A 15,641-nucleotide genomic window follows, 5' to 3' on the forward strand; every position below is an offset into this window, starting at 1 on the left:
ATGTCGCTCGAGATCACCTGGCCGCGGGCTCACGAGTCTCAGTCGGTTCCCAAGTCGCTTGTGGCGTTCGGGCTGGCCGATGAGTCGACTGTCGGGGTCGTCGGCGCATGTCGGTCCATTTCGGAACCGGCGGTGCCGATTCCATGCACCGTTGTCAGTTTCATGTTGACCGAGGGGGCCGGAAAAGGAGCGTACCGCTACCGGTGGTCGATCGTTGTCAAGACGCCAGGCCCGGGAGATTACGTCCTCACGGTCTCGGGCTTGAGAGCAGACGGAAGCCTCGACCCCGATCCGGTGAGCGTTCCGTTTCGGGTTGGGCAGGCGAGTGTTTCGATGCTGGCCGGATTGGGCCTCGCGAACGTCCTGTATCCCGGTACGAACCAAGACATCACCCTCGAGGCAAGTAATCTAACGGCCAATGGCGACCTGATCACTTACCCGCTCGCCCTTCTTGAATTCAAAGACTCAAGCGGTAATGTGATCACACCTACCAGCCTGTACGAAGACTACCAGTTCATGGAATGTTGGATCGCGACCTATCCTCCTCTTGCTCCTGGTACCTATTCGTTGCATGTTGAAGACGCCAATGGCAATGGACAGACCGCAACAGGAATCTATGTGGGGCCGTAGCCACCTGCGAACTGACGGTTGGTCGCAGGTCTGAGCGTTCGAGACCTTCTTGTCCTCCCGAGGCCGGCGCGTGCCTCAATGGCAAAAGCTCGTTGGTGGACCAGGTTCGTGCCGGTGCTTTGCGCACTAGGGCGTTGGCATTGTGATTGTCAGATTTGTGTTAAAGGGTTCCTGTTATGCGTAGACGTGCATTTACTCTCATCGAACTGCTGGTTGTTGTGAGTATCATTGGGCTCCTGATTGGCTTGTTGCTGCCCGCCGTGCAGGCGGCCCGGGAGTCGGCACGGCGGATGCAGTGCACGAATAACCTCAAGCAGATCGGCTTGGGCGCTCACAATTTCGAGACGGCGAACGGCGCCTTTCCACCTGGAACGAGTCCAGGCCCGAGTTATGCGTCCACTCTCGTTTTTCTGCTCCCGTTTCTCGAACAGGGCAGCCGCTACGACCAATTCGACCTCACGACCAACGTCTCGAGCACTTGGACTAACTGGACCGTACGAAGCCAGGATATTTCTGGATTCCTTTGTCCTTCCGATCCGTCCACGGGCCAATGGTTGGAACCCCTTGTCAAGGCGGGCCAACCGCCGGTCGCGTCCGGGCGAACGAATTATTATGGCAACCTGGGCGCCCATGCTTGGGCGTTCAATCAATCGGGCACCTCTGTAAAAGATTCAAGATATGCTGGCGTCTTTGCTTATACATCCTCGACACGAATGTCGGAAATTACGGACGGCAGCAGTAACACCGTGATGTTCGCTGAGATCAAACGCGGTGCGTCTCCGACATTGAGTGATCTCGACGTCATCGTCGTGCTTCCGAATCTCTGGGGTACGGGCGATCCTGCGACCAATGTGAATAATTTGATGCCTCTGGCGGTTTGCAATGTCCTGCCAGGTTACAAGCGGCTTCCCTACGTCGGTCTCCAATATCAGAACGGGACATTGATCTCCGGGCTCTACACTCATACGCTCGTCCCAAATTCAAAGAATCGCGACTGCGTAAGTGCGGCCCTCAACCAATCCCACCTCGCCTCCCGAAGTTATCATTCGGGTGGAGTCAATGTTGCCCTCTGTGACGGCTCGGTTCGGTTTATCAAAAATTCCATTCAATTGGATGTGTGGAGAGCGTTGGGCACCCGTGCCGGAGGGGAAACGATCGACTCCTCAGCGTATTGAGCTGAGGAGTAGGAGTTTTTCCGCGGGACGATCGGTCCCGCGGCCGTCCGATCGGCTGACCTTACCTTGCATTATGCGTCTGCCGCGGCTTACGGCTTGGTGGGTTGATTGGCCTTCCAGACGCGCAGGACGTTCAGGCCGAGGATCTTGCGGATGGTTTCGTCGGAATGGCCCCGTTGCACCAGGCCCACGGTGAACAGGGGCCAGTTGGTCCAGGCCAGGCTCTGGATGCCTTGGGGCGACTCGCGGAAGTCGTCCTTGGGCCAGAGGTGTTCCCAGCGGGCGCCGGCCAGGGCCAATGGGGAACGACCGCCGGGACCTTTGGGGAGTTTGGCCCGCTCGGGCCCGTCGTTTCGCGAGAAATAGGCCACGTCCGTCCCGATCGCGACGTGGTCGGCCCCGAACGTTTTCACCGCGTAGTCGACGTGGTCGAGGAATGCGGCGATGTCTCCCGAGCCTCCCAGGAAGCGGGGGATGCAGCAGATGCCGATCAGGCCGCCGGTGTCGCAGATGGCGCGGGCGACGTCGTCGGGCTTGCCGCGGAAGTGCTTGTAGAGTCCACCGCAGGTCGTATGGCTGGCGACCATCGGCTTGGCCGAGGCCTTGGCGGCCTCGAGGCTGGTGCGCCAGCCCGAGTGGGCCACGTCGACGATCACGCCGAGCCGATTCATCTCGGCGATCGCCGTGCGTCCGAAGTCGCTCAGGCCGCCGTCGTTCGGCTCCCCTGCCCCGTCGCCGAGCGGGTTGCGGCGGTTGTAGGTCAAGTGCATCATCTGCACGCCGAGGTCCCGGAAGATCCGGAGCATCTGCAACTCATCGCGCTCGCTCTCCCAGCGCTGGGGCAGCGGCACCCCGTTGGTGGTGAACGCCAGGCAGCGTCGTCCAGACTGCTTTGCGGCCACGACCTCGTCGGGAGCGACCGCCTTGAACAGTTCGTTGCGTAGGGTGTCCGTGGTGAAGGTGAATCGCGCCAGCCGTTTGAGGAGGCGGAGTGGATCGTTCCCTTCCTCGCCGCTGTTCTGGAAGATGCAGGTGACGCCGGCCGCTTCAAAGGCCTCGAAGAACTCACGGCGCTCGACCGCATCGGTCGCGCATCGGGTCATCATCATCTCTTCGCGCAGGTCGATGAGCTCGCTGTCCGACGCCTTGTCCTCGATCGCCTTCGCGAAGCTCGCGCCATCGAGCGCACCGCGCGGCGCGAAGCCGTACGACTCGAACACCAACGCATCGGCATGAAGCTCCAGGCCGCGCTTCAGGTCCGCTTCGTTCGGCTTGAGGATCGCGAGCGCCCCCCGCCTGGCGGCGCGGATCGTCTCGTTGGCAGTGGCGAATGGCCCGGTGTCGACTCCGAGCTCGGCCGCTCGAGCCGACCGAACGCCCAGGCGGCCGGCCAGGGATGCGGCTGCGGCCGCGTGCAGGAATTGCCGTCGACTCTGGCGGAATGCAAGCATGTTCCGATGTCTCCCAAGGTCGTGCGTAATCCCGAAGCGGCGACCGATGATCGCCAGGAGTGAAGCACTAATGTGTGCTTGCTGATTTGAGCATGTTGCAAAGGAAGTCGGGCCTTCTGTCTGTCCCGGAGGCCGAGCTTTGCGGGAGAAACTTGTTCACACGCTCTGCGGCCCCACCCGCCGGAGAAGACGACGCAGAGCGTCGGGGACGGCATTCCCACGCGGAGCGTGGGAACGAGATCTCGGTATTCTTGCGACTGTTTCGATCACTTTCAACGACCTGCTAGAGCGGTTCCCGACCGGCTGGCGCACGGAAAAAGGGGACAGGCACCCGGCCTCCAAGGCGTTCGGCGAGATTCAAGGGCTCAGGGGCCGGGAGCCAGTCCCCTTTTTCCTCCGCTGTGCGCAATGCAAGGGAAAACCGCTCTAGAGAGCGAGGAATCAACCTCGTTCCCACGGTCCTCCGCTATGCCTTACCCACAAGTCGTAAGTCGTTAGCAATCCGGAGGTTACGGAAGGGGGCTGTGGCCCGAGCTGGATGCCACAACTGGAGGACTCTCAAGCACTTGCGCCGATCACCCTCGCTGGACACCGGGCCAGACCCCCCACTTGTGGGTAATGCATAGCGGTCCTCCGTGGGAATGCCGATAGGGGTAGGGAGAGCGGATTACGCTCCCCCTCCCTCCAAACCGTACGGGCGGATCTCCCGCATACGGCTTTCCCGTTGGTGGTTTTACCTCAAAGAGGATTGACTGGCTAACTCATGGGCTCGTTCCAAGCTGAAAAGTCCATGGTCGGCAAAGAAGGCGTTGGGCCAACGTTGATGGTCGGTGCCACGACCGCGGCCTCGTTTCTTCATCCGTTTACGGAGCAGACTCCGCAGACGCATGCGGATCCAGCCGTCGAGTCGTTCAAACGTCCACTTGTGGCTGTGCTTGAAGTATTCAAACCAGCCACGAAGCGTTGGGTTGAGGCTAGCGATGATCGCGGAGAGGCTGCCCCCGGTCGTACGCGAGGTCTTCGTCCGGACCGTCTCCTTGAACTTGTCCAGGCTCTTCGGTCGCGGGCGGCGTGTGCCGTCCTCAAACCGGTAGCCCAGGAAGTCGAAGCTTTCGGTCCTGACGGCGATGATCCGCGTCTTGGTGGGATGCAGGGTCAGGCCGGCCGAGGCCGTCCACTCCTGCACCACCGCCATCGCTTGGGCCGCTTCCTCCGAGCTTCGACACAGGATCACGACGTCGTCCGCGTAGCGCACCATCTCGAAACCCGATTCGGCCATCAGGTGGTCGAGCGGATCAAGGTAGATGTTGCTCAACAGCGGGCTGATCACCGCACCCTGCGGCGTCCCCTGTTCGGGCGTCGATACCTCCAGGTCGTCGAGGACGCCCTGGTGCAGGAACGCGTCGATCAAATTCAGCACCTTCCCGTCCGCTACCTTCTTGGCGACCAGCGCCAGCAGGCGGTCGTGGGGGATCGTGTCGAAATCGCTCTTCAAGTCGGCATCTACCACATGTGTGAATCCGCCTTTAAGCAGCTCGTCCACCCGCCGCAGCGCGTCCTTGCATCCCCTGCCGGGGCGAAAGCCGTAGCTGTGCGCGGCGAAGTCACGCTCGAAGATCGGTTCCAACACCTGCCGGAGTGCCGTCTGGACCACCCGGTCGCGGACGGTGGGAATCCCGAGCGGACGCTTCTCCTGGTTTCCTGGTTTGGGAATCCAGTGTCGGCGGATCGCTTGCGGACGGTAGGTTCCCGTACGCAGGGCGTCGCTGAGATCCTTCAGGTTCTCTTCCAGGCGGTCCTCGAACATCGTCACGGTCACGTGGTCCACGCCCGCGGCACCCTCGTTGGCGGCGACTCGAGAGTAGGCCGTATACAGGGCGCGTTGCGGGTGGACCTTGTCCATCAGGCTATACCAGACTCCACCTTTGACCCCCTCGATGAGGGCCGTCAACATCCGCTCCGTCCAGACCGTCGGTTCGACCCAGACCCATGGGATCGGGATCTCTCTGGCGCGCCTAGCCCTCGCGGGCACTGCCTCCAGTGGGAATTCCTTCGCATCGGACATCGCGTCTCCACCTCCCTGCACCCCTTCGCTCCACCGGAGTTACCCGGCTTCTGCGCTACTATGGGTGCTCTGACTCCTGGACCCCCGGCTCTTCGTATCCTTATCAGGGACAATGAACACCGGCTTTGGCGAGGTCCAGGTCTCCCTGTGTTTCGTCATCGAACCTTCCGATCATTCCGTCTCCAACAACCTACTGTCGTCCCGACGCCATTCTGGGGTTTTGTGCGTCGGTCTTACCGGACCACATCACTGTGGACGCCCTTTCTGAGGGGCCATGCGTCAATTGGGCTTCGCCATCGAGGAGCAGGCTCGCCACGACAGTCGGCCGAATCGAGTTTACTTGCGTTACGGACTGATCGTTCACCTACGGTTGCTTCCCACCCCGCCTCGCGGCGACGCAGTTACCCTCGGTTACGAAGTGCCAGAACACTTCGGCAGGAACTCACACCCTGCGGATTCAATGCAATTACAGGCGCACTCCTCGACGCTCCGCGTCGTCTGGCCTTTGGTATGGGTCAATGCCCGAGGTGGGGGCCATCGGTCTTGTACGCGCCGGTGCCCCCTTGGGAGCAGCGGCCGTGGCTCCAGGAGAGCCAGACGCGGCGGGGCAAGTGGATCCCCTCGTAGTCCCAGCCCCAGGTCCCCTCTTCAACGCGTCGCGAGCAACCGCCGTGGGCGGATCCGCCGCCGACGTAATAGCCGACGTAGCTCGGGCCGTTCGTGGCCTTGGCGTGGTCGGCGACGCGGGTCGGATGGCCGGCGCGATGGTGGGTGTGCTCGATGGCACGCGGCGGGCCGGGCGGCGGCGTGGCTTCCGGGGGATGGAAGAACGAGCCGGCGAAGGCGGTTGGTCCCGCCACGAGGAATAGCGCCAACAGCCAGGCTCGACAACTCACTCGCGGCATCGTCTTGATCCTCCGTCGCTCTTGGGCGACTTGTCCCACCCGACATCATCCGATTCCAACGTCGCGTCAAGGCCCGGCTTTCCGCGCGGCTTGTCGGGCTTGCCGATTGAATTTTTGGAGCCGCTGGACGTCCTGAGGAGTCAGGCCAGTTTGACCCCCTGGCAGGATCGGCTGGGGTGTCATCGGGGTCGAAGGCGGTTCGCCGATCCCGAGGTGCGGGTTGCGGTTGAACTTCTGGTAGGGGAGCCGGACGCCGCGGACGAAGACCTGGTCGGCGCTCAGCACGTTGCTCGGGGGTGTGAAGCCCTTCGCGGCCTCGTAGGTGACATCGTCGTCCTGATCGACGCCATCACCGCTGACTCCGAGGCCACCGACGAGTTGTCGGGTGCTACTGCCGGCGACCGTGTTGTAGACCGGAGCGCTGCCGGGGAAGAACACGATGCCGTTCTGGTTGGCGACGTTGAACGGGTCGTGGAAGTTCGACTGCGGGTTGAATGAGTCGAACCCCTGGACGCTCTGGAACGCGGAGGGGGTCAATGCCGGGCCGTCGTTGCGGATGCCGACGTCGTTGAGGATCGAGAACGGGCCCGGGGGATTGCCGTCGATCCCTTCCGGGAACCGGGGCTCGGCCAGGTACCGGAAGGTCCGGTTGGTCATCGCCACCCCCTTGGGGACGTTCGCGACCTGGTCGATTGGCTGGAGCTCGTTGGGGTTGGCGTAATAGGCCACGTTCCTCGCCTTGGCGACCGCGACGTCGATCGAGAAGACGGTAGCGTCGGGCATCCGGTACAGGCCGAGGACTTCCCCCGTCTTATCCGTCACGGCGAAGACCATTCGGGTCTGGCTGTTCAGAGGGAGGCGGATCGCCGCGCGGACGTGCTTGGCCTCGGCGATCCCCCGATTGATCATCGCGGTGACGTCGTCGGCCGTCAGCGTCCCGTCCGCGCTGGCGTGAGGCAGGACGAGCCAGCCGTCGGGAACCGGCGACCCGGGCAGGAGCGTGGCGCCGGCGGTGTTCACCGGTTGGTTGGTGCCACTGTTGGGGTCGCCGATTCCGAGCGTGCGGCCGTTGTCGACGAGGTTGCGGGGCCCCTGCCGGCCGTGACCGCCGAAGATGTCGAGGGTGATCCCGACCAGGTCGATCCGTCCGAACGGAAGGTCGAAGTTCTCCCCGGCGGGGAAGGCGGGGAGCCCGAGCTTCTTGTTGACTCGCGGGTTGTTGAACGAGACTCCCGCGGCCTTGCTGCCCCCCGCCGCGACGAAGGCGGCGTACTCGGCCTCGAGCGATCGGTCGGGCTTGGTCGGGTCGAAGAAGCCGGCGTCGTTGAGCGACGAGTTCTCCGCGGTGGCGTAGCCGGTTTGGCCGGGATAGAAGACCCCGATCCCGCCGACCAGCGTGCCGTTCTTATAGAGCGGGATGCCCCCGGGCAGCGTGGCGATTCCGCGCGACTGGGCGCTGGGCAAGGTCCCCGTGACGAAGCCGTACGACTCCGGCGCGTTGATCTCCTGACCGGCCGGAATGAAGTTCGGGTCGGCGTTGAACCGGCTCGCGAGCTTGATGTCGTCGGGCGTCCCGCGGATATGGTCGGGCCCCGGGCTGACGATGCTGTCGCGGTTGGTGTGCTCGATCTGGAACAGGTCGACCTGCGGGGTGTACATGACCCGCGCTGGGAAGTGCCCCTTCTTGCCGATCGGCGCCACGAAGCCGGGACCCCGCAAGGTCGAGTTGGGATCGGGGATATCGGGGTTCGACTCGATCTCGCGCTGGGTCATCGTCGACTGCGAGATGTTCTGGATCGTCCGCGAGGTCAATGGGGCCTGGCTATTCGCGAAAAAGGCCCCGGTCCGCGCCTTGGCGATCGCGCCATCGATGGCGAAGACCTTATTTTCGGTGTTGCCGGTGATCGCGGTCGAGACGTTGCTCTCGAGGCGAACGCCGAGGATGTTCCCTTCGCGATCGACCACGGCGATGATCCCGTCGTTACTGGCCGTCGCTCCCGCGGCGCGCTGGAGTAGCGTCTCGACATCCTGGGTCGTCAGGAGCGTCGAAGCCGCCTGGGCCGAGATGGCGCCGGTGCCGGCACTGGCCGCCAGCAGCGCTCGGGTCTCGAGCCCCTCGATTTCGGGGCGCCGACTCTTCTCCCCACGTCGGGAGACCTCGCGGCCTGGCGTTCGATGGCCTCGGAAATCGAGCCAACGCATTACGTCCATCTCCGGGGCATCCGCGGGGAAAGGCCGAGGCGTTCGACGATCAAACTCCTCCGCCCCCGTCACGAAAAGCGAGCGGACCGATCCGAGATCGCTCGTGCCGCGTCGGTACGCGGCCGGAACCGATCAAAAGCGAATCAATACGCCATGCGCTCTCCCGGACGAGGGTGACTCACCCGTTCTTTCGGCCAAATCGAGTGACTGATTTTAATGACCTTTCTGGAAATGATGGAAAAGAGGGCGGTCGATCGAGGCGGGTGGTTGGGATCACAGGCATTCGGATTCGATTTGGTTTAAGCGGGGCAAATGGCGTAAAGCGTAAAATCAGAATAATGCTCAAGATCGATATGCGTCGGTTCGATATAAGCTTGCGACCCAACGGCCTGGCGCCACTTAAAGGGATCGCGTTTCACGACGCGTTCCGAATCTCCCTTCGAGCGGATCAAACGCGATTCGCCCCACGGGTGAAGGAGATACGGCTGGGCAAGCTGGATTCCCCTCAATCAAGTTTTCTTTCATTCCCGGTCAGCGGAGCCGATTGCATGACCCTGGCAGACCTGGCGCGATTCCTGTTTCGCGGTGGGCTCACCGGGCTTGTCTTGACCGGGATCTGCGTGGCGTCCGACCGGCCCGGCAACACGGACTCGCCGCCGTTGCCTCCCGATCCCGTGGCCGCGTCGCCCCCACCACGACCCGCCCCGGGCGCGCCGACCGCCCTCGATTCGCGAGGCTCGGACTCCGTCGTGCTTCCACCGCCGATTCTCGAGGGATCCTCTCGAAGCGCTGAGGCGGCCGGGGCTGCGGAGCCGATCGGCTCGCTGCCACGCCTTGCGCCTCGGATGTTGGACCGGCCGATCGATCCGGTCCCTCCCCCTCCGCCGGCCCTGCCCCCCGAGGCCGATGCGCCGATTACGGCCACCGCGGTCGATCCGTCGCTCGGCTTTACCGGTCCGTCCGGGATCTTGCCGACGGAAGGGCCGCAAGACGGGCACTTCCTTCCGGTCGAGGACCGTTGGCGGCTCGGGTTTCCCGAGTGGGATCGCTATGGCAAGGGACACCCCGTTAATGATGACTACCCGTTTATGCCGGGACGGCTCCGCGACCCGTTCAATCAGAACGTCCTGAAAGGGGATTACCCGATCCTCGGTCAGCACACGTTCCTTGACCTCACCGCGCAGTTGTTCACGTTCCAGGAATTTCGCCAGGTCCCGACGGCCACCACCCCGTTCGAGAGCACGGCCCGCCCGAACCAGCAGAACTTCTTCGGTCGGCCGAATCAGTACTTCACCTCGAACTTCTTCGTGCTCGCGTTCGACCTGAGCCACGGCGATGCCGCCTTCAAACCGCTCGACTGGAAGTTCCGGGTGATGCCGATCTTCAACCTCAACAACCTCTCGGTTGAGGAACTCGCGATCGTCAGCCCGAACGTACTGCAGGGGACCTCGAGAACTCGCACATTCTGGGCGCTTCAGGAAGCCTTCTTCGAGACCAAGCTGGCTGACGTGGGGCCGGACTACGACTTCGTTTCGGTTCGAGCGGGGACGCAGCCGTTCAATAACGATTTCCGCGGCTTCCTGTTCAACGACGTGAATCGCGCGATCCGCTTTTTCGGCACTCGCAACGCGAACCGGGATCAGTGGAACCTCGCCTACTTCCGCCAGTGGGAGAAGGACACGAACAGCCAGTTGAACTCGTTCAGCGACCGCCGCCAGAACTTGGTGTTTGCCAACTACTACCGCCAGGATTTCTTGGTCCCCGGCTACACGGCTCAGCTCAGTGTGGCGTACAACAACGATCCGCGATCGTTTAAGTTCGATAAGAACCGATTCCTGGTTCGTCCCGACCCGGTCGGGATCGCCCGGCCCCACCAGATCGACGTCGCCTACCTGGGCTGGGCCGGTGACGGCCACGTCGGCCGGTTCAATCTGACGCATCAGTTCTACTGGGCGCTGGGCCGCGATACGCTCAATCCGCTGGCCAACCAGGCGCAGACGATCAATGCTCAGATGTTTGCCATTGAAGGTTCATACGACCGAGACTGGGCTCGGTTCCGCGCCTCGTTCTTCTGGGCCTCGGGCGATCACAACATCAATAACAGCCACGCCACGGGCTTCGACACGATCCTCGACGGCCCGAACTTTGCAGGCGGCCCGTTCAGCTACTGGAATCGGCAGCAGGTTCCGCTCTTCGGCGTCAACCTGGTTCAGCGGCTCAGCCTGGTCCCCGACCTCCGTTCCAGCAAGTTCCAGGGCCAATCGAACTTCGTGAACCCCGGCCTGTTGCTGCCGACCCTGGGCGCTGACTTTGACCTTACCCCCAAGCTCAAGATGATCAACAACATCAACTTTCTCTGGTTCGATCAGACCAACGTCCTCGAACAATTCCTCTTTCAAGGCAAGATCGACCGTTACATCGGCACCGACCTGAGCGTTGGCTTCGACTACCGCCCGCTCCTCTCCGAGAACGTCAGCATCGTGATGGGCGTCTCGGGCCTGATCCCCGGCCAGGGGTTCCGCGACCTCTACAACAACTCCAACGACCGCGTTCAGCCGCTTGTGGGCAGCTTCTTGTTTGCGAATTTTGTTTATTAGTTTGAACGTAGCTCAGTGGAATTGGTTGGCTTGTCGAAGGGTGTTTTCGGATTGCGTTTTCCCTGGGACCGCGGGCGTCCCGCCCGCATTCTTGAGTCTCAGACTTACGCGGCTGGTTGCTTTAATATGTGGGCATGAATATTGTTCGCGATTGCGGGCTGTTCGGCATCGGTTTTCATCGCGGACGCCATGTCCAAGGACGCGGCTATCGAAGAGGAGAAACTCGTTCCCACGCTCCGCGTGGGAATGCCGTCTTGGCCGCTCTGCGGCCCCACCCGCCGAGGAAGACAAGACGACGCGGAGCGTCGCAGACGGCATTCCCACGCAGAGCGTGGGAACGAGATCCCGGTATTCTTGCTACCGTCTCCGCAATCGCGGACCCTACAAGACTTATGTGTGTGGGACCGGGATTTGACCTGGTGTCCCAGCTCAATTGAGGTGGGTTTGGTTTCGACCTCCGGGCCCAACATGTAAGAGACTCTTTCTCATAAGAGGCGGTTGCGCTTGACCGATTTCGCGGTCGCGGGTATGGTTCCGGCACGCCCCCGGTGCGCGATGAACTTTTTTTTCGCGTCGTGAGGGATCCATTCGTTGACACGGAGGTCGGCGACACCATGCCCCCCGCCGCGCATGCGCTTCGAGTTCCCCCGATCTTTGCCTTGGGGCTGGCTGCCGCACTGCTCGCGGGCGTCTGCCTCTCCTCGCTCGGGGGCCCTCCGGAAGCTGCGGCTCGGCGTGGACCTGGGGCTCCTCGGGCCATCGCACGCGGTGTCGACGTGGTCGCTTACCCCGTGCCTCCCGAACTGCAAGGCATCGACCTGTCGAAGCAGACCGACGCGATGGCGATGGGCAAGAGCACGGGCTGTTTGCAGTGTCATCATACGGCCCACGACCCTCACGAGCGTGAGACGGTCAAGCTGGGGTGTGTCGATTGCCATGGCGGCGACCCGACGACCGGCGATAAGCACCGCGCCCACATCTTGCCCCGCCAGCCGGGAGCCTGGGCGACGTCGGCCAATCCGGTTCGCACCTACACGCTCTTGAATCACGAGTCACCCGACTTCATCCGCTTCATCAATCCGGGCGACCTCCGGATCGCCCATATGAGCTGCGGTACGACGAGCTGCCATCCCAAGGAAGTCCTCCAGAACCGGATGAGCATGATGACCCATGGGGCCATGCTCTGGGAGGCGGCCCTCTACAACAATGGCTCGATCCCGTTGAAGCAAGGGCGCTACGGCGAAAGCTACAGCATGAACGGCGCCCCGCAGCGGCTTCAAACCGTGCCTCCCCCCAGCGAGTGGGAAATGCGGGTCAAGGGCGTTGTCCCGTTCCTCGACCCCCTGCCCCACTTCGAGGTGAGCCAGCCCGGCAACGTCCTCCGCATCTTCGAACGAGGAGGCCGGAGCCCGGCCGAGGTCGGCCTGCCCGACCCGTTCGAAGAACCAGGCCGGCCTCGCGCCCGTCTGAGTGCCCGCGGCCTGGGCACCCGGAACCGGACCGACCCCACCTTCGTGGGCCTGACCAAGACACGGCTCCTCGACCCGACCCTCAACTTCCTCGGGACGAACGATCACCCAGGCGACTATCGCTCGAGCGGCTGCACCGCCTGCCACGTCGTTTACGCCAACGATCGCTCGCCCGTGCATTCCGGGCCTTACGCGGCGGCCGGTAACCTTGGGCTCACGCGGAACCCCGACCCGACGATTCCGAAGAACGAGCAAGGGCATCCGATCGAGCACCGGTTCACCTCGGGGATGCCGTCGAGCCAGTGCATCGTCTGCCACGTCCACCCCGGCACCAGCGTCATGAACAGCTACCTGGGGTACACCTGGTGGGACGAGGAGACCGACGGTGAGCTGATGTACCCCGCGCATCAGCACGAGCCGACCGCCGAGGAGTTCACCCAGTCCCAGCTTTCGAACCCCGACGAGGCCGCGGCACGCGGGCTCTGGTCGAACCCGCGGTTCCTCGAGCGGGTCGCCGAGCTGAACCCGAAAGCCAAGAAGACCCAGTTCGCCGACTTCCACGGGCACGGCTGGGTCTTCCGCGCCGTCTTTAAAAAGGATCGCAAGGGGAACGCGCTCGACCATGAAGGGCGGCTGGTGGGTGAGCCGACCACCGAACAGCTCATGGCGGCGATCGGCCTGCCCGAAGCGCTGAAGGAGCAGAACCGGGTCCGCGAGGGGAGCCAGGCTCCGCCGCCGCCGGTGAATCGCGACGGGCTCCCCGTCCACTTGCTCGACGTCCACCTCGAGAAGGGGATGCACTGCGTCGATTGCCACTTCTCGCAGGATGTTCATGGCAACACGCGACTCCAGCAGGAGGTCCGCGCGGCCGTCGAGATCCAGTGCATTGATTGCCACGGCTCGTCCGATGAGAAGGCCACCCTCCTGACCTCGGGGCCGGCCGCGTATACGTCCGGGCCCAACGGCCGCGACCTGGCGACGTTGCGGACCCCGTCCGGCAAGCGCCGGTTCGAGCGCCGCGGGAACAAGCTCTTTCAGAACTCGATGGTCGAGAAAAACCTGGCGTGGGAGGTGGTCCAGACCGCCGACACGATCAACCCGGCGAGCGACCACTACAACGAGAAGTCGCACCTGGCCAAGACGGTCCGGTTCAACGACGCCGGCCAGATGGAGTGGGGAACGCCCCCCGGCTTGAACAGCCAGAAGTGCGCCCACTCGAACAAAAATATGAGCTGCATTGCCTGCCACTCGTCGTGGAACCCGAGCTGCTTCGGCTGTCATCTGCCGCAGAAGGCGAACAAGAAGATGCCGGCGCTGCACAACGAAGGGGACATTTCACGCAACTACGTTTCTTATAATTTTCAGACGCTTCGTGATGACGTGTACATGCTCGCCCGCGATGGCGACGTGACCGGCAACAAGATTGGCCCCGCGCGGTCGTCGTGTGCGATTCACGTCGGGTCGTACAACGCGAACCGCGAGTCGATCTACGTCCAGCAGCAGACGATCTCGGCCGAGGGACTCAGCGGCGTCGCCTTCAGCTCCAACGTTCCGCACACGGTTCGCGGCGGTCCCACCTTGATCGAAAAAGGGCCGGACAAGGGCCGCCCTGTCTCACCCGAGGCCTATCGCGCCGGGCGCAACGACACCAAGCAATGCACGGACTGTCACCTGTCCCGCGACAACGACAACAACGCGATCGTGGCGCAGTTGTTGATGCAGGGGACGAACTACGTCAACTTCATCGGTCGGTACTGCTGGGTGGCGGCTGGCGAGCACGGGTTCGAAGGCGTGGTGGTGACCGAGCGCGATGAGCCCCAAGCGGTCATGGGGAGCTCGCTCCACAAGCTCGCCTTCCCCGAGTCGTTTCAGGAGCACGAGGAGCGGGGAGGAACGCTCGAGCATGCTCATGAGCACGCGCCGACCGACGTCGGTGAGACGGTTTCGCTCAAGCGCCGGAAGGCGGAGGTGCTCGACATCCAGGCTCGTGGCGAATATCTGTACGCGGCCTGCGGCGAGAATGGCTTGCGGGTCTTCGACATCTCGTTCATCGACCACAAGGGCTTTTCCGAGCGGATCACGAGCGCTCCGGTCTCGCCGATCGGCCAGCGGTTCTTCGTCCGGACCAAGTACGCCACGGCCGTCGCCGCGCCGGCGACCCCTGCCCCGGACCCGACGCGGACCCACCGCCCGGAGAATCGGGAACAGGCGGTGCATCCGATCTATGGGTATCTCTTCGTCGCCGACCGTGAGGAAGGTTTGATCACCGTTCCGGCCGGTACCCTCCTGGACGGCAACCCGTCGAACAATTTCCTTGGCCGGGAGGTGACCTTCAACCCCGGGGGCCTGCTGCGCGGGGCGAAGAGTTTGGCGATCGCGGGCACCTATGCGTATGTCTGCTGCGACGCTGGCCTGGTGGTCGTGTCGCTCGACGATCCCAAGCACCCGCGGGTGACGTCGGTCGTGCAAGCCCCCTTGCTGGCGCAGCCGACGTCGGTGCAGGTGCAGTTCCGCTACGCGTTCGTCTGCGACGCGCATGGGGTCAAGGTTTTTGATGTGACCGATCTTGCCATCCCTCGGCCGGTCGCGGAGCTCGAGCTCCACGAAGCCCACAAGATCTACGTGGCGCGGACCTATGCCTATGTCGCCGCCGGCAAGCAAGGGTTGGTCATCCTTGACGTCGAGAATCCGGAACGGCCGCGGATTGACCAGGTCTATAATGCCAACGGCTGCATCAACGACCTGCACGACGTGAAGCTCGGGATCACGTACAGCAGTGAGTTCGCCTACTTGGCCGACGGGATCAACGGCCTGCGGATCGTCCAGTTGAGCTCCCCGGAGACGCCGGGCAACATGGGGTTCAGCCCGCGCCCGACCCCGAAACTGATTGCGACTCACAAGGTGCCCAAGGGGGGCCATGCCCTGGCGATTTCGGAGGGCCTCGATCGCGACCGGGCGGTTGACGAGAGCGGCAACCAGATCGGCGTCTTCGGACGGATCGGAGCGCGTCCGTTCAACCTGCTCGAACAACAGCAACTTTACCTGCGTGGCCCGCAGGTCTGGAAGGTCAGCGACGACCCTCGCGACCCCTTGTATCGTTTCGTCGGGCCAAGACCACCGGGACGTTAGTTGACCTTGATGGACGGC

At 63.1% G+C, this 15,641-nt stretch carries 8 protein-coding genes; 4 read left to right on the plus strand and 4 right to left on the minus strand.

The genetic code is table 11. From position 1 onward, the window contains the following. Together BUS42_RS24420 and BUS42_RS24425 are read left to right on the plus strand one after the other, a co-directional pair. Positions 1-630 (plus strand): hypothetical protein, encoded by a 630-nt coding sequence (locus BUS42_RS24420; RefSeq protein WP_074310478.1) that lies wholly within the window; start codon positions 1-3, stop codon positions 628-630. Between the two features lie 176 nt (positions 631-806). Beyond that, a complete protein-coding gene (locus BUS42_RS24425) occupies positions 807-1,805 on the plus strand; it encodes a DUF1559 domain-containing protein (protein ID WP_074310480.1) in 999 nt (332 codons plus the stop codon). A gap of 89 nt (positions 1,806-1,894) precedes the next feature. On the opposite strand, the gene BUS42_RS24430 is transcribed toward BUS42_RS24425, so the two are convergent. The 4 genes from BUS42_RS24430 to BUS42_RS24445 form a co-directional block, all read right to left on the minus strand. Next, the gene (locus BUS42_RS24430; protein ID WP_074310482.1) at positions 1,895-3,256 is read right to left on the minus strand and encodes a dipeptidase; all 1,362 of its coding nucleotides are present in this window, start codon (positions 3,254-3,256) and stop codon (positions 1,895-1,897) included. Between the two features lie 733 nt (positions 3,257-3,989). After that, on the minus strand, positions 3,990-5,321 hold the full coding sequence (gene ltrA, locus BUS42_RS24435) for a group II intron reverse transcriptase/maturase (protein ID WP_074308373.1): 1,332 nt from the start codon (positions 5,319-5,321) through the stop codon (positions 3,990-3,992). Between the two features lie 515 nt (positions 5,322-5,836). Next, on the minus strand, positions 5,837-6,226 hold the full coding sequence (locus BUS42_RS24440) for a hypothetical protein (RefSeq protein ID WP_074310484.1): 390 nt from the start codon (positions 6,224-6,226) through the stop codon (positions 5,837-5,839). A 66-nt stretch (positions 6,227-6,292) separates the two neighbouring features. Next, the gene (locus BUS42_RS24445) at positions 6,293-8,428 is read right to left on the minus strand and encodes a heme-binding protein (RefSeq protein ID WP_074310486.1); all 2,136 of its coding nucleotides are present in this window, start codon (positions 8,426-8,428) and stop codon (positions 6,293-6,295) included. 548 nt (positions 8,429-8,976) lie between these two features. Here BUS42_RS24445 and BUS42_RS24450 point away from each other — a divergent pair. Both BUS42_RS24450 and BUS42_RS24455 read left to right on the plus strand, forming a co-directional pair. Then, entirely contained in the window at positions 8,977-11,025 is a 2,049-nt protein-coding gene (locus tag BUS42_RS24450; protein ID WP_074311426.1) for a hypothetical protein, read from the plus strand. 614 nt (positions 11,026-11,639) lie between these two features. Next, positions 11,640-15,623 (plus strand): LVIVD repeat-containing protein, encoded by a 3,984-nt coding sequence (locus tag BUS42_RS24455; protein ID WP_074310488.1) that lies wholly within the window; start codon positions 11,640-11,642, stop codon positions 15,621-15,623. Positions 15,624-15,641 lie beyond the last annotated feature (18 nt).

The sequence above is a fragment of the Singulisphaera sp. GP187 genome, from assembly GCF_900129635.1.
Taxonomy (GTDB): domain Bacteria; phylum Planctomycetota; class Planctomycetia; order Isosphaerales; family Isosphaeraceae; genus Singulisphaera.